Consider the following 16461-nt stretch of genomic DNA (forward strand, 5'->3'; position numbering starts at 1 on the left):
ATGGCCTCGGTGATGCGGAAGGTGTCGCTGCGTAATCTGAGTGCACACAAGGTGCGACTGGCGTTGACCGTCTTCTCGATCGTGCTGGGCACCGCATTCGTCGCCGGGTCGATCGTGTTCACGTCGACCATCTCTCAGGCGTTCAATTCGATCTTCGACAACGCCGCACCAGGAGTGTCCGTCGAGGTGACGCCGGAGGATTCCAACTCCGCAGGCGTCCCGAATTCGATTGTCGACGAACTGAAGTCGCACAAACAAGAACTCGGCGTCGACAAGATCTCGACCAACTACACGGGACTGGTGACCATCGCCGACTCGCGTGGCAAGGCGCTGCAGACCGGCGGGGCACCGAGCCTCGGTTCCGCGTACGTCCCGCCGGCCGAGTCGCTGTCCCCCGACGACGGAAAGCTCCTGCCGGGTGGGCGTGCACCTGTCGGCTACCAGGAAGTGGTGCTCAACGAATCGGCCGCGGAGAAGGCGGACCTGAAGGTCGGATCGTCGACCAAGGTGGTCGTCGGGCAGGGATCGAGCCAACCGATGGACGTCACCGTCGTCGGCATCAGCCAGCTCACGGGCGACACCGGCGGCTACGTGAACGTCCAGTTCGAGCGCGAGGCGGCGAGCAACCTGCTCTCCGACGGCGAGCACGTCGCGACGATCGACATGTCGGCGGTCGACGGTGTCAGCGACACCGAACTGCGTGATCGGGTGCAGAAGCTCGTCGGTTCGGACGCGTTGAAGATCCGCACGGGCGATCAGGTGCGGCAGGACGAGAAGGACCGTGTCAACCAGTTCCTGACGATCTTCACCGGCATCCTGCTGGCTTTCGCTGCCATCGGCCTGGTCGTCGGCACGTTCATCATCTACAACACGTTCTCGATGATTGTGGCGCAACGTAATCGCGAGCTGGCACTGCTGCGGGCCGTGGGCGCTACCGAGCGCCAGGTGTCGCGCTCGGTGCTGTTCGAGGCGTTCGTCGTCGGCGTGATCGGCGGTCTCGTCGGCCTCGGCGTCGGTATCGGGCTCGCCGCTGCCCTCAAGGCGATCACGTCGGCGACGTCGGGGCTTCCGGAGGCCTCGCTCGACGTCAGTGTCTGGGCTGTGCTCGCTGCGCTGTTCGTCGGCGTGGTGGTGACCATGGTCAGTGCGTGGGTCCCCGCGGTCCGCGCAGCGCGGGTACCGCCTGTCGAGGCGATGCGTGCCAGCGATGCCGAGCGGGCGTCGTCGTTGCGGACCCGCACCATCACGGGCGCGGTGTTCGGTGTGATCGCCGTCGTCGCAATCGCCTGGGGCGCGATGGGTGAGGGCCTGTTGCGGGCGGTGATCGTGGGGGTCGGCGCGGGCGCGGCGATCATCGCGGCGGTGCTCGCCGGTCCCGCACTGTTGCGGCCCGTGGTCGGCGTGTTGGGACGTGTCATCGGCGCGCCGTTCGGCTCGATCGGATACCTCGCCCGCACCAACGCGATGCGCAATCCGCGACGCAGTTCCGCCACCGCCTTCGCACTGACTCTCGGTCTGCTGCTCGTGGCCGTGATCGGCACTCTCGGAACATCGTTCAAGGGCACGGTCGACACCGCCGTCGACACCGGCATCACCGCCGACTACATCGTGACCGGCACCAACAACCTGCCGATCTCACCCGCTGTCGCCGATGCCGTGAAGGGTGTGCCCGGCGTCGCCGACTCCGTCAGCCTCGGCCTTGCGCAGGCGCGCGCCGACGGCGCCAAGGTCAGCGGCTACGCGCCGCTCGGCGGGCAGATCGGGACCGTCGCCAACATCGACATGCTCGACGGCGCGTCGGACAGACTCCCGGACGACGGGATGTTCGTCAGCCAGCGCACGAGTAACGACAAGGGCTGGAAGCGTGGCGACACAGTCACTTTCACCTCATCACTCGGCCAGCAGGTCGCGACACGGGTCGACGGGGTCTACGCCGACAACGAGTCGTTGCAGCCGTGGTTGGTGGGCAGCAAGGTCTACGAGACGTTGATGCCGGAACCGGCACGCATGAGCGTCGGGGTCTTCGTGAAAGCGAAACCGGGAACCGACCTGTCGGCGCTGCGCACCGATCTGGAGAATGCCACGAACTCCTTCCTCACCGTGCAGGTGCAGGATCGCGGACAGTTCAAGAACAGTCTGTCCCAGCAGATCGACCAGATGCTGGGGGTGCTGTACGCGATGCTCGGTCTCGCGCTGCTGATCGCGGTCCTCGGTATCGTCAACACCCTCGCGCTGTCGGTGGTCGAGCGACGCCGAGAGATCGGGATGCTCCGTGCGGTCGGCATGGTGCGAGCCCAGGTTCGGCGCAGTATCTATCTCGAGTCGGTGTTCATCGCCATCTACGGCGCCCTCGTCGGCGTGGTGATCGGCGTCGTCGTCGGTTGGGCGCTCGTGCGCACCTTGGCGAGATGGGGCCTCGGTGACCCGGTCCTGCCGTGGACGCTCATCATCGTGACGCTCATCGGCGCGGGCGTCGTCGGCGTGCTGGCCGCACTGTGGCCCGCGAACCGCGCCGCACGCACCCGGCCACTCGAAGCGATCGCCGAGGCGTGAACGTTCGCCGCCGCGATCCAACGACGCATAGCGGTGCGTGCACTCGGCACGGTTTGGCACAATCGGCGCCATGACACGACCACCCGAGGACCCGAACGACCCGCAGGAGCATCACGAGACGCGGGCATTCGACCCCTCCGTGGACCCGTCGGCCGTCGGAGAGCCTACGGCCCGCACCGAGGCGTACTCCCAGCACGACCCCTACGCCGACCAGCCCTACGCCGACCAGCCCTACGGCGACCAGCAGTACGGCAACGACCAGTACGGCTACGCCGACCGGGGCTACGGCGGCAACCAGGGCTATGACGCTCAGGGCTACGGCAACCAGGACTACGGCAACCAGGACTACGGCAACCAGGGCTATGAGGGTCAGGGTTACGGGACTCAGGGTTACGGGGACGAGCAGTCGGGCGGCGAGGACCCGAACTCCTCGGGCGGCGGCAAACGCACCGCAATACTCGTGGTCGCGATCATCGCGGTCATCGCCCTGATCGCCGTGGTGGCGTACGCGATCGTGCGCAGCTCGGGTTCCAACGGCGACACAGCTGCGACCACCGCCCCCGCAACCACCACGATCAGCACTCCGACGACCACCGAACAGACGACGACCGAGGACACGACCACGACCGAGGAGACCACGACCACGACGGCCGCACCGGCCGCGGGCGCGGTCACCTATCAGATCACCGGCAACGGCGACGTCGTCGCACTGCGCTTCCGTAAGGGCAACGACTTCGAGATCGTCGCGGCGACGGGAACACCCTGGTCGCGGCAGGCCACCGTCACCGGAGACGCCGCGGAACTGACCGCCGTCGTCGTACGTGGCCCGGTGACCTGCAACATCCTGCGCGGTGACGAACTGCTGGCCTCGGCGACGAGTAACGGAGGCACGCTGCGCTGCACCGCCGGGATGTGAGGACAGCAGGGAGCGCTCTCAGCGCCTCAGCGAGCTCATCAGTACGGTTCGAGTACCAGCACCAGGTTCGTCGCGGCCACCTCGCGCAGGAGCGGCACCCGAAGCACCCACCAGGCCCAGCTGGGCAGGTAGCGGGGGAATGCGGCGACGAGTCGCGCCCTGCCGCGTCGTGAGTGGGCCCAGCGCAGGCCATCGTCTGCGGTGACGGCGAACAGAGACGTCCCGTAGAGATTCTTCGGCGGATGCCCGTGGCGCCGCGTGTACCAGCGCGCGGCCCTGGCGCCACCTGCGTAGTGCCGCAGGCCCATCTCGTGACCACCGAAGGGACCCCACCACAGCGTGTAGCTGACAATCACGACGCCGCCGGGGCGCGTCACACGCAGCATCTCGTCGGCCATCTCCCACGGTGCAGGCGTGTGCTCGACCACGTTCGACGAGATGCAGACGTCGAACGAGTCGTCTGCGAAGGGCAGCTGTTGACCGGATGCCCGCACCGATCCGCGGTGGTCGAGGCCGCCGGCGTGCATTTCGGTCGGGTCCGGCTCCACCGACAGATACGACGCCCCTCGGGCGCGGAACGCGTCGGCGAAGTATCCGGGGCCGCCGCCGACGTCGAGCAGCACCGCTCCCGCCAGTGGGGCGAACGCGCCGACGAGATCGGCGGTGTCGTCGGCAAGCGCGGTGTAGAAGCGTGCGGGATCGGACTGCTCGTAGCGGAAGTCTCCGAGCAGTCCGACGGCCCGGCGCAGCGTGGCCATGCGCGCCATGCCGACTGTCGCACGTGTCGTGGTCGAGGCGGGTCTGATCCTTCTCGGTCGCGGCACGGGAGGAGATGCTACCCGGCGCGTTGCGTAGGATTGTCGGCGATGAATCCTCCGTCCGACGTCGTGCTCCTGTGCTGGCGCGATACCCGCCACCCACAGGGCGGAGGTAGCGAAACCTATCTCGAGCGGGTCGGGGCGGAACTCGCGCGACGCGGGATGCGGGTCACCTATCTGACGTCCTCCTATCCGGGAGCACTACGCCGCGAGGAGCGCGACGGCATGCGGTTTTTCCGCGCGGGCGGTCGGATCACCGTCTACCCGCGCGTGCTGGCGATGCTGGCAGCGGGACGGCTGGGACTCGGTCCGCTTGCCGGGATCGATCCGGTCGCGGTGGTCGACACCCAGAACGGGATCCCGTTCTTCGCGACGCTGGTCGCTTCGGCGCCGACCGTCGTCCTCGTCCACCACTGCCACCGTGAACAGTGGCCCGTGGCAGGTCGGTTGCTCGGCAAGCTGGGGTGGTTTTTGGAGTCGAGGGTCTCGCCGCGCGTACACCGACACAACCGCTATGTGACGGTGTCTGCGCCGTCGGCGCGCGAATTGGTCGAACTCGGTGTCGATTCCGACCGGATCACCGTGGTGCACAACGGAATCGACCCGGTACCCACAGGTGTGGCCGTCGAGCACCGCGGTGAGCGTGACGTCGCCAAGCTGTGTGTCCTCTCCCGTCTCGTCCCGCACAAGCAGGTCGAGGACGCGCTCGAGATCCTGGCAGGTCTGCATCGTGAGGGCAGTCGCGCGGTGCACCTCGACATCATCGGCGACGGCTGGTGGTCATCGCGCTTGCGTGCCTCTGCACACGAACTCGGCGTCGACGAGTTGGTCACCTTCCACGGGCATGTGCCGGACGAGCGCAAGTACCAACTGCTCGCCGACGCCGACGTGCATCTGATGCCGTCGCGTAAAGAGGGGTGGGGGCTCGCGGTGATCGAGGCCGCGCAGATGGGTGTGCCGACCGTCGGCTACCGCCACGCCACCGGGCTCGCCGAATCGATCGAGGACGGCGAGACCGGCATCCTCGTCGACGGTGTCGACGAAATGCTGTCCGCGACAAGAAAACTTCTCGACGACCCGGCCGAGCGACACCGACTCGGCACGGCCGCGGCACGGCGTGCCCGACGCTATTCATGGCCGGCGACCGCCGACGGCTTCGTGTCGGTCTTCGATCAGTTCTCGCCGCGCTGAACCCCGGCGGGTGTTCGACGTCGCCGTGGCCATGCCCCGACGAGCCCGCCGACGACGATCAGAGCCGCCCACAGCAGATGCGCGCTCCACGCGGCGACCCGCGCCGCCGTCGACGCTTCACCGATGGCCGCGGGCGCACCTATGCGGAACAACGTGAGGTCCTGCCCGCTGAACACGGGCTCCGCGTGCAGGGCGAGAGACCTCGGCACGTCGGGTTCACCGGTGCCGGAGAGGTGCTCGACGAGCACCCAGCCGACACCGAGTTGCGCGAGGGCGCCCGGATCGCCGCCGGCGCCCAATACGTCGATCACGTGTTGTGCGCGCGGCGCTGCGTGGTCGACGACCGTGCCGTCGACCACGAGTTCGCCCGACTCGAGCACCGGCGCGCGCAGCAGCCGTGCCGAGGGATCGAGCGACGGCGAGTTGGTGAACGGGTACTGGCGGACGGTCCCCGGAGGCCACAGCGCGACATCTCCCTCGTCGTCCGGCACGAGTTGCGCCACTCGTGCCCAGTCGTCGGGGTAGTGCACCGTCGAGAGTCGGCCACCGACGCCCAACGCGAGGTCGGGCAGCGGGGCCATCGCCAACAGGATCACCGCCGCGATCGCGAAACCGGATGGCACCAGCGCGCGGAGCCGCCACACCGTAGCGGCAGCCGCCACCGAGATCATCGGCATCGCGAGGGCTACGAACTTCGACGTGTCGCGGAGCAGTCCCCCACCGGGAACCACGTCGACGACTTCGGCCAGTGCGCTTCGACCCGGCCCGACGGCGGTCACCACCAGCACCAGCAGTGCGGTCGACGCGAGAAGCGCGAGAGCGCGTACGAGGGCCGCGTCGACGAGGCGTTCGCGCCTGCGCCACAGCGTGATCGCGCCGACTCCGACGAGCACCACGAGACATCCGGTGGCCGCTGCGGCCCACCAGATCGTGCGACTCGTCGGGACCGCGTCGGCGTTCCAGATGCCGCCGAGGCCCAGCACCGTGCCCAGCGGCCCGAGGGCGGGTTCGGAGCGTAACCCGAAGGCCCGCACCCCTGCCGGACCGTCGGTGGCGGTCGACGCCGAGGTGAGTAGAGCGGCAACGAGCCAGGGCGCCGCAGAGAGTACCCACACCACCAGAACCCAGACGGCCCCCACGGACCTCGCCCTCGCTGCCGTTCCTGCTGTTGCCGTGCCCGCGAGTGCGCAGACCAGTGCGACGACGAGGCCGAGAAGTGAACCGCTCGGTGTGAATCCGGCGACGGCGAGAAGCGCCGCGAGCGCGCACCACCGCCGTCTCGTCGGGTTCGTCCGTAGGGCGCCCGCGGCCAAAGCGATCCACCCGAGCGAACCGTAGCCGACGAGCAGTCCCCAATGGCCCTGCAGAAGTCGTTCGGCGACAAAGGGATTCCAGAGCGAGACGATCGTCGCGGCGACAGCACCAGCCCGGCCCGCGCCCGGCACGAGGTGCGCGGCCAGCCTGCCGTATCCCACGCCGCCGACGGTCAGTGCAGCGAACAGGATCGCCGTGACGAGGAACCCTCCGTCGACCACGGAACTCCCCAGTGCCACCGCCCAATCCTGGGGGACCGCACGCGGAGGGAGATCACCGATGCCCAACGCCCCGTCGGTGACGTACGACCGTGGCGTCGACACCGCGTCGCGATAGAGCAGGTATCCCGGACGCAGCAGGGGACCGAGGATCAGCGCGGTCAGCAGCGCGCTGACCGCGTACAGCGTTGGCAGCAACCGGGGCATGGCGATCGGGTGCCGCGTGACTCGGTCCGGTGAACTCAGTAGTGGTACGTGTCCGACGGAGCCGCGGCGTGGCCGGGATCGACCTCGTATTCGGTGCCGGTGACCCCGTAGGCGCGCGCGAGGTCGAGGATCTTGGTGGCGCGTGCGATGCGGGGAAGGTCGGAGCCGTTGCGGATCTCGCCGCCGTCGGCCTCGAACTCGGCGAAGAACTCTTTCGCCCAGGTGATCTCGTCGATCGACGGGGTGAGTCCCTCGTTGACGGGCGCACACTGATCAGGTGTCAGGCAGATCTTGCCGGTCATGCCGAATTCGACGCTGACCGCCGTCGCCTCACTGAGTTTGAGCGCACTCGACCCCACGGTCGGGCCGTCGATCGCGCTCGGCAGATGCGCGGCCTTCGCCGCGATGGTGAAGCGTGACCGCGCGTACGCGAGAGTCATGGGGTTGTCGCCGAAGCCGGTGTCGCGGCGGAAGTCGCCGATACCGAACGCCAACCGGAAGGTGCCCTTCGCCGAGGCGATCTCACTGATCCGTTCGAGACCTCGTGCCGTCTCGACCAGCGCGACGATCGGCACATTCGGCAGCCGTTTCGCTGTCTCGGTGACGTGGTCGACCGATTCGACCATCGCGAGCATCACCCCGCCGACCGGGGTGCGGGACAGTGCGTCGAGGTCGTCGGCCCACCACGGGGTGCCGAATCCGTTGATGCGCACCCAGTCGCCGGCACCGCCCGGGATGTCGGCAGCGTCGACGTCGGTGGCGTTCCCGTGATCGGAGGTCAACCACCGCACGACGTTGTCGCGCGCGGTGAGCTTGTCCTTCGGTGCCACCGCGTCCTCGATGTCGAGGACGACGATGTCGGCGCGCGACCGCGCAGCCTGAGCGAAACGGTTGTACTGGGCGCCATTGACCAGCAGCCAGCTGCGCGCGAGGACGGGATCGATGCGGAAGCCGACGTCGGCGCTCTCGACGTCGGTCTGCGTGTTCTGGTCATACATCGGTGTCCATCGTTCCACACCGGGCAGGCACACTTGACCACATGGTGCGTTCCCCCGACCTGCCGCGACGACGCCACAGCGTCGGCCGCGAGCCGGCGCGCGCCGTCGACCGTGCCCCGAAGGGCGTCGTCGATGCGGTCGGTTGGGTGGCGGTCGGGTCGATGCTCGCGAACGTGTGCGCCTATGCGGTGCACCTCGGTGCGGGCCGCTGGTGGTTGTCCCCGGCGCAGTACGGCGAACTCGCGGTACTGCTGTCGGCACAGTTGGTACTGACCGTCCCCGCGCTGGCACTCCAGGCCGTTGTCGCGCGGGAGGTGGTCCACGGCCGCGACGATCAGCGCTTACGGAGGCTGGTCATCCGGTGTGCGCTCGCTGTCGCCCTGCTGAGCGCGGTTGCGGTCCCGATCGTGTCGGCCGTCGCGTCGACGTCGTGGTCGCTCACCGCCGCGAGTCTGGTGGCCGCGCCCCTGCTGACCGTCATCGCCGGCGGGCAGGGAGTGTTACAGGGACGTCGACGCTTCCGAACACTCGGCGCTGTCCTCGCCGTGGTGGGGCTGGCGCGCACCGGGCCGATGATCGGGGCGCTGGCCGCCGGTGCGGGTCCGGCAGGCGGACTCCTCGCCGGTGCCGTCGGAACCGCGTTCGCCGCGGCCCTCGTCTGGGGTCTCGCGGTGAGGCGACTCGTGAGCCCCGGAACCGCCCTGCAGGGTGCCGCGACACCGGGCGCGAACCTGCTCACCGTCGTGCGTGCCTCGCAGGTGCAGCTGGTGCTCGTCGTCGCGGCATCACTCGACGTGCTGCTCTCGCGCACGGTGCTCGATCCGCGCGATGCGGGCGTGTACGCCTTCGGCGCCATCGCGACGAAGGTGGCGTTCTGGCTGCCGCAGGCCGTCGGTGTCGTGTTCTATCCGCAACTCGCCGATCCGGCGTCCTCACGCCGTTCGTTCCGGCAGGCCATCGTCGTGGTGGCGACGATCGGACTCGTGATCACGGTGCTCGGCGCACTCGTCGGACCGCTGGTACCGGTCCTCGTCGGCGAGGAGTACCGGCCGTTGACGCCGCTGCTCGGACTGTTCGCCTACACCGGCGCTGCGTTCTCGGTGTTGCAGGTCGCCCTGCTCGCCGCCATCGCGCACGACCGCACAAGCATCTCTGTGCTCGCCTGGGTTCTCCTCGGTGCCGAGGCCGTCGCTATCCTCGTGTGCGGGCACAGCGTGACGAGCCTGGCGGTGATCGCCGCCGTCGCGGCAACCGTCTCTGCGGTCACGACGACGCTTGTGGGTCTTCGTGTGTCGCATGCGCATCCCGGCGGCCCCGGCGCAGTCCGTCAACCCACCGACCGTCAACCCACCGACGTGAGCGGCCGGGGAACGTGAGCACGGCACCCGCGACGAGGGCGAGCGCACCGACGATGCCCGCGACCAACGGCACCACGCGGCCCCAGATCACGACGGGTTGGTCCCGCGAGGCCGCCTCGTCGGCCATCGCGCGTCTGGTCGGCGCGTCGAAGTCGAATGTGGCACGGAGATTGGTCACCGAGGTGTCCGCGCCGCCGACCCGGTACGTCTGCTCGACGTCGAGTCGTTCGTCGACGATCACGCCGGTCTTCGCGTCCACCGAGATGTCCCATCGTGCGCGGTGATGCAACGTCGCGGTGACCTGCCTGGCGGGGTCACCGTCGGAGATGCCGAACCACGATGCAGGTCGGGTGATCCTGGTGGCCGGGGTGCCGGCGGGCGTTCCCGAACCGATCGCGTCGAGATCGGTGTCGGGGATCTCGGCGCGATAGCGGATCGCTGTCCGCCCACCGACCTGCGAGGAGCCCTCGTCGATGAGCGGAACGGTCCGTCGTGTCGTCACGTCGAAGTACTGCGCGCCCGATGTCGGAGGGTCGAACGGCAGCACGTAGGTGTATCCGCGACGATCCGGCGCGGCGACGGGCGCGGCATTGCTGTCGTACTGGATCTCGGAATTGCCACGCGTATCGCCGACCGCCCCGAGATCCGGCAGGGCGGTATGCCGGTTGAGGGTGACCCGATCCTTGACCGCCGACACCGTCGGCGACGTGCAGGCGTCGGCCCCCTGCGCCGGTGCCACCTCGCTGCCCGGTCGTGCGGCGTCGGAGTCGGTGTCCCGCCCGTCCAGCCGGATGCGGTCGGCCTGCACCGACGTCCCGGCCTGCAGCGTGACGCGTCGCGAGTCCGCGGGCCGGACGGCCACGACTCGCTGTTGCCGTACGAGGGTCGCGTCGAGTGTCCGCGCGCGTGGGGTGTTGAGCGAGCATCTGTCGAGGATCTGCGCGCGCGAGTCGCCCGATGTGGAGACGCCCGATGTGGAGACGCCCGATGTGGAGACGGTGGTCTGGTCGGTACTGAGCGGGATCGTGCGCAGCCGGTCGACGAACAGCGTCGGCAGCGCGATCGTCACGGCGATGAGGAACGCACCGACGAAGATGAGCGTCGGACCGACGAGATCGGCGGTGGAGAAGTGACTCGGCGACCGCTCGTCTGGGGACTGCCGGTCCTCCGGTGATCGATCGGCTGACGCTGGCTCCTGCGGTGTCCCCGGAACGGGTGCATCGGGGGCCTGCGACATGGGCACGAGACTACTGTTCGACCGGACTGCTGCCGCGACGGTGGCTATATCGTGGTGTGATGTCTTCCGGATCGACGTCGCCGAGCGCCGCGGCCCGTCGGTTCTTCCCGCAGCTCGAGGGGATGCGCGCGGTGGCCGCGCTCGGCGTGCTCACCACGCACGTGGCCTTCCAGACCGGTGCTGTGGAAACCCCGGTGATCGGGCCGATCCTCGGCAGACTCGACCTCGCGGTCGCACTGTTCTTCGCTCTCTCGGGTTTCCTGCTGTGGCGAGGGTGGGTGGCGAGCGCACACGGATGGTCCGGCGGGCGGAGAGTGACCCGGGCAGCCCACCCACCGATCCGCCGCTACCTGCGCCACCGCGTCGTCCGCATCTGGCCCGCCTACGTCGTGGTTGTGGTCGTCGTGCTGACCCTGCTTCCCGAGGCGCAGGGCGCCGATGCGACGGTGTGGCTGGCCAACCTGACGCTGACCCAGGTGTTCGTGCCGCTGTCGTTGACCGCGGGCCTGACGCAGATGTGGAGCCTCTCGGTCGAGGTCGCGTTCTATCTGCTCCTGCCGATCCTCGGGTTCGCGCTGTTCACCCTGCGTGGGCGCAGCGTCGGCGCCCGCATCCCCGCGCTGCTCACGCTCGGCGCGGTCAGCCTGAGCTGGGGATGGATCGCGCAGATCCTCCCGACGCCGGACGGGGTCGAACCGACGAACTGGGTGGTCGGACATCTGCCGTGGTTCGTCGCGGGACTCGTGCTCGCCGAGGTCGCCGGTGCCGACGAACTCGGCCAGTCGACGCGTGTCACCCGGGCGGTCGCGGCGATCGGGGCGCGTCGCCGGTTGATGGCCGTCGTGTTCGTCGTGGCGTACGGACTCGCATGCACGCCGATCGCCGGGCCGACCGGGCTCGGAGTGCTCGCGCCCTGGCAGTTCGCCGTGAAGATGGCGCTCGGTGCGATCTGCGGATTCGCGTTGTTGGCCCCGCTGATCTGTAGCGACGGCACGGGCGGCATCGGTGCCCGATTCACCGACCGGCCGTTCGGATTCCTGACCTCGCCGCCGATGCTCGCCCTCGGCAGATGGTCCTACGGTCTGTTCATCTGGCACGTCGCGGTACTCGCGGTGGTGTTCGGACTGTTCGGAATAGTGCCGTTCACCGGCCACACCGCTGTGGTCTGGGTCATCACCGCACTTCTCAGCGTCGGCATCTCGGCGGCGAGCTACGCCTTCGTCGAAGAGCCGTCGCGTGCCTGGCTGCGTCGACGCGAAGCAAAGCGCTCCGCGCGGGGTAGGCGTGCGAGCGCCCAGCGGCGCGTCGACTCGGGCACGGCCGCAACCAGCGCCGACCAGACGGTGCTCGCGACGGCCACGAACGCGGGCAGCTGAACCCACCAACTGAAACCGGTGTATCCGGCTTCCGCGTGCCAGGGGCCCGCGGCGAGGCCCACGGTGGCCGCCATCATCGCCACGAAGGCGAGCACCACTCGCGCGCGCGGCTCCAGCACCGCGACGACTGCTCCGACGACGACGGAGACCGCCAACCCCCAGATGCCCGTCAGCAGCCACGACGTGGTCAGCCAGCCGAGCGCGGCGAGTATCACGACCGACGACGGCGTCCCCGCCGACCGCTCGGGTGACTCCTCGGGCCGAACACGTCTGCGGGTCGGCACCATCGCGGCGACGAACAGCACGGCCAGCAGCACGAACCCGATCAGCAGTGACCACCGGTACCCGGTGTCGTAGCCGAAGTCGAGAGCAACGGTTCCCGACGCACCTGCGGGCACCTGAAAGCCCTGTTGCCACCCGTTCACGACGACCGGGCGCAACGCGAGGTTCCCCAACCGTGCCCGCCAGCCCGGATTCTCGCTTTCCGGAACCACGAGCAGGCGGGCATCGTCCGCGCCGCCGACATGCACCGCACGGGAGGTGGACTCCCACTTGCGCACGTCCGGATGATTCTGCGTAGTACTCCGGGAAGCCGCGGTGTTCGACGTCGTGCCCGACCCGTATCCCCCTCCGGCATCGAGACCGACGGTGTCGACGGTGAACGCCTGTCCCGGATTGGCGGAGAGTTCCTGTTCCCCGGCACCGAGCCGGACGGTCGGGGTACAGGGCCGTGCGACGACCGGCTCGCCTGAGCGGAGTGCCCCTGCGGTCGTCTGGATCTGCATGTCGATCACCTGACCGGACACCGTGATGCCCACGCCCGCATCGCATCCGACGGAGATGGCGCGATCATCGTCGGGCGAAGCCGCCGGTGTCGGTTCCACCTGAACCTCGGCGATCCCGGTCGGTGCGACACTGGTGAATCCGAGGCTGTTGACGTCGATCAGGTCGCGCCGCTCGAGAACGGTCAGCGCGATGTGGTCGGTCGTCGCGGGCGTGAGTTCGACGACGCCGTCGCGTCCCACCGCGTGTTCCTGCGGTCCGTCGCCGAGATCGACCGACACCTTCGTCGGAGCCGCGGGGTAGTCGCGCGGCACCACCAGCCGCAGTCGATCCACACGCTGCGCACCGAGAAGCGAGATGTCCAGTCGGGGATGGGAGTGACGTCCCGGCTTGTCGTCGTCCCGGGCGGTCCAGACGGTGGTGGGGTCGCCGTCGACCGCGGCCCGCGCCGACCCGCGGGGATCGGTCACCGACGACGGGCCCCGGGCGGTCACCGAACCCGCGCGCGTGAGGAGGGCATCGAGAGCGTCGCCGGGTTTGGGTCGAAGCACCATCACCGGCGCGACAGTGGTTTCCCGCGGCACCGACAGTGCGCGCGTCATCACGCCGGGATTCTCCGGCGAAAGACCAAGTCCCGCTGCACATCTGACGACATCGATCGACGCGGTGCCGGTGACGGATCCGTTGTCGACCTCGGGTGTGTCGTCGAGCACGCAACTCGAGCGTCCCGAGAGCTCTTGGGAGAGAACCCAGCTCGACACCTCGACGTCCGACGGGAGCGTCGGCAGCACCACGCGGTGCCGGATCGACACCGGTGCGCCCGTCGCGAGATCGGTGAGCGACACCTCCCCGAGAGCGAACTGGTTACCGGCCGTACCGTTCTCGGTGCTGATCGCCCGTATCTGCACCCACGTCGTAGGACCGCTCGGCGCGGTCACCGTCACCGGTTTGTTCGGTTCCACGCCCTGTGCGACGGTCGTACCCGCCTGCGTGGTGATCAGAATCGACGACACATCCGGTCCGAGGGCCTTCGCTGTGGTCAGCCGCACCGCGAGATCGCTTCGCGGGCGGGTGAAGTCGAGGCGCATCCACTGTCCGACCGCCGACGAGAGACCGCTGCTCGCCCAGGCTGTCGAGGTGTCGCCGTCGAAGGCGGCCGCCGCCGAGTTGGCCGGCGAGGTCTGGCCGGGCTGAGTCGCATCCGACGCCGAGCCCGACGTCGACACCGACACCTGCCCCGGCTGGTTGTCGAGCAACCATTGCCCGGACACCAGCGGCTGCCCCTCGACCGGGTAGTCGGGTGCCGCGTTCTGCGTCCTGCGCGGATCGTCCGGCGTTCTGATGGCGGAACTGTGATCGTCGACCCGCCCGAAGTCGGTTTCGCGATTCGCGGGTGAATCGGTGACGACCAGCGGCCGGTCGTCGAGACCGGCTCTGCGGGCGTCGGATTCGAGGAGCGCCGGTCCGAGGGGGCCCATCCCCAGGCGCGCACGCAGATCCTGCACCGCGGCAATGGATTCCGGTCCGCCGGATATCCGGCTGGTCTGGTCGGTGTCGACGAGTGCCGGCCCGGTGCCCGGAAATCCCGACGCCCCGGCGGCGTCGACGGCGAAGATCTGGATCGCGGGCATGTCCGGTCGTAAACCGTTGTCGCGCACCACGCCGCGGGCAGACGGCGGTCCCACCCGCGGCCCGAACATCGCGACACGACGAAACCCGGGCGAGCCTGTCAGCGTCTGCTGTGCCAGCAGCGGGCGGGCCGAGCGCGACGTCTCGGGGTCGAGGTCGGCGCGCAGCACCACGAAGTCGATTCCCTGACCGGCGAGCGTGGCAGCGAGCCCCGGCGACGCACGACCAGCAGCGATGTCGCGCTGCACCGAATCCATCGCCCTGATTGCGCCGGGCGGTGTCAACGGGATCGCATCACGCACAGCCCACGGCGTCGCCGACAGCGGCTGGAGAGGTTCGTCCCGGGTGAGGCCCCAGAGTTGATCGGCGAACGGGGCACCCGGGACGACGAGCGCCCGCCCGGGGTGGCCGCCCGCGTCACCGCCGGCTGCCCGATCACCGGCGGAACCGTCGCCGTCTGCATGGGCTGCGAGCCAGTCGGCAGTCTGCTGCCAATACGCGGGGATCGACCGATAGGTGCCGTCCGGGGCCAGCTGGCCGGTCCACACCAACGAACCCGCACCGATCACGGCGACGACGAGCACCATCGTCGCCGCCACCGGACGCGAACGCTGAGGATGCGCGAACGCCGACAGCATCTCCCTCGTCGACGACGTGCCCGGGAGAGGAACGCGTGCGAGCAGGTGTGCGATGCCCAGGACCAGCGGGAGCCTGATGAACGGTTCGAACTTGTGGATGTTGCGCAGGAATGCGCCCGGGCCGTCGAGGAAGACACGGACCGGTTCGGCGATCGGCGATCCCAGGCCACCCGCGTAGCCGACACACATCAGCACCAGGCCGACCACCAGGATGGTGACCCACCGACCGCGAAACGGCAGGTGCCGCATGCACAGTCCCGCCAGTCCTGCCGCCGCGAGTGTGCCGGTGGCCAGCACCGCGGCCGGTTGCGTGGTCAGCACGGCGCCCGCCACACGTTCCGGTGACACGAAGGGGGTCCACGAACTGGTTCCGCGCAGCACCTCCGTCAGTGACGTCCATTCCGTTGTCACACGGGATGATTCGATGAAGTCGAGGAAAGGCGGTGAGACGCGTGACAGGATCAGCAGAGGCACGACCCACCACGCACACGCCAGCACGAGCGCACCGACCCATGCCGCACCGAAACGAAGCGCGCGGCCACGGTGGCCCTGGGTGGTCTCGAGTCGCATGCTCGCTCTGCTCGAGCCCCTCCCGCTGGTCGAGCCCGTCGACATCACCCACCACATCACCGCGACACCGAGCGCGGCAGCGGTGGCGACGGCATTGACCGCGCCCATCAGGGCGACCGCGACCGCCGACCGGCACGCGTCACGCCAGAGCGGGTACGGCGACGGCCTGTCGGCGTCGAGAGCTCGGACCACGGGAATCAGCACCCACGGGGCGAGCATCATCGGCAGCGTTTCCGACGAGATCGAACCGAGAGTCGTCAACACCCGGGGGCTCAGCACGAAGACCAGCGCGGCGAGCATCCGAGAACCCGGTGACCCGATCCGCAGCAACTCGGCGAGCCGCACGATCCCGACGAACCCGACCGTCAGCAACACCGCCCACCACAGGCGCTGCGTGATCCACGGCGGGATGTGCGCGAGCTCGCCGACGGCGAAGAACGCGCCGTGTGGGAAGAAGTAGCCGTAGGCCTGATTCTGAACCTGGCCCATCGGGGCGTTCGGCGACCACAGGTGGGCGGCGCGCGCGAGAAAGCCCAACGGGTTGGCGGTGAGGTCGAGCTTGGTGTCGGCCGAGATCCGTCCCGGCGACTGAAGCAGGCTGACGATCAGTGCCACGAGGGCCACGGCACCCACGCCGCGTCGAGTCAGGGTCTGT

9 protein-coding genes and 1 pseudogene are annotated in these 16461 nt (G+C 69.1%); 5 read left to right on the forward strand and 5 right to left on the reverse strand.

Going from position 1 to position 16461, the window contains the following annotated elements:
- Nucleotides 1-12 precede the first annotated feature (12 nt).
- A complete protein-coding gene (locus LK459_RS10990; protein WP_407648794.1) occupies nt 13-2553 on the forward strand; it encodes an ABC transporter permease in 2541 nt (846 codons plus the stop codon).
- Nucleotides 2554-2623: 70 nt separating this feature from the next.
- Nucleotides 2624-3469: a hypothetical protein gene (locus LK459_RS10995; RefSeq protein WP_227923356.1), complete on the forward strand. Its 846-nt coding sequence runs from the start codon at nt 2624-2626 to the stop codon at nt 3467-3469.
- Nucleotides 3470-3507: 38 nt separating this feature from the next.
- Here the strand turns inward: LK459_RS10995 and LK459_RS11000 are convergent, their stop codons facing one another.
- Entirely contained in the window at nt 3508-4236 is a 729-nt protein-coding gene (locus LK459_RS11000) for a class I SAM-dependent methyltransferase (protein WP_227923696.1), read from the reverse strand.
- Between the two features lie 99 nt (nt 4237-4335).
- Between LK459_RS11000 and LK459_RS11005 the strand changes: the two genes are divergently transcribed.
- A complete protein-coding gene (locus tag LK459_RS11005) occupies nt 4336-5478 on the forward strand; it encodes a glycosyltransferase family 4 protein (protein WP_227923358.1) in 1143 nt (380 codons plus the stop codon).
- Here LK459_RS11005 and LK459_RS11010 read toward each other — a convergent pair.
- Both LK459_RS11010 and LK459_RS11015 read right to left on the reverse strand, forming a co-directional pair.
- Nucleotides 5460-7217 carry a hypothetical protein gene (locus LK459_RS11010; RefSeq protein ID WP_227923359.1) on the reverse strand — a complete coding sequence of 586 codons (1758 nt, stop codon included), beginning with the start codon at nt 7215-7217 and terminating at the stop codon, nt 5460-5462. The two genes, LK459_RS11005 and LK459_RS11010, sit on opposite strands and share 19 nt — an antisense overlap.
- Nucleotides 7218-7252: 35 nt before the next feature.
- Nucleotides 7253-8215, reverse strand: a complete 963-nt coding sequence (locus LK459_RS11015) for an HpcH/HpaI aldolase/citrate lyase family protein (protein ID WP_227923361.1) — start codon at nt 8213-8215, stop codon at nt 7253-7255.
- Nucleotides 8216-8376: 161 nt separating this feature from the next.
- On the opposite strand from LK459_RS11015, the gene LK459_RS11020 reads away from it, so the two are divergent.
- Nucleotides 8377-9591 (forward strand): lipopolysaccharide biosynthesis protein, encoded by a 1215-nt coding sequence (locus LK459_RS11020; protein WP_227923698.1) that lies wholly within the window; start codon nt 8377-8379, stop codon nt 9589-9591.
- Here LK459_RS11020 and LK459_RS11025 read toward each other — a convergent pair.
- Complete coding sequence (locus LK459_RS11025; protein WP_227923363.1) at nt 9479-10810, reverse strand: DUF3068 domain-containing protein; 1332 nt, start codon at nt 10808-10810, stop codon at nt 9479-9481. The two genes, LK459_RS11020 and LK459_RS11025, sit on opposite strands and share 113 nt — an antisense overlap.
- A gap of 122 nt (nt 10811-10932) precedes the next feature.
- Here LK459_RS11025 and LK459_RS11030 point away from each other — a divergent pair.
- Nucleotides 10933-11958 (forward strand): annotated as a pseudogene (locus tag LK459_RS11030) (acyltransferase family protein); the annotation flags it as partial.
- Between the two features lie 62 nt (nt 11959-12020).
- On the opposite strand, the gene LK459_RS11035 reads toward LK459_RS11030, so the two are convergent.
- Entirely contained in the window at nt 12021-16421 is a 4401-nt protein-coding gene (locus tag LK459_RS11035) for an alpha-(1->3)-arabinofuranosyltransferase (RefSeq protein WP_227923364.1), read from the reverse strand.
- Between the last annotated feature and the right edge of the window lie 40 nt (nt 16422-16461).

Origin of the sequence: Gordonia otitidis (genome assembly GCF_020735545.1) — a bacterium.
GTDB lineage: Bacteria > Actinomycetota > Actinomycetes > Mycobacteriales > Mycobacteriaceae > Gordonia > Gordonia otitidis.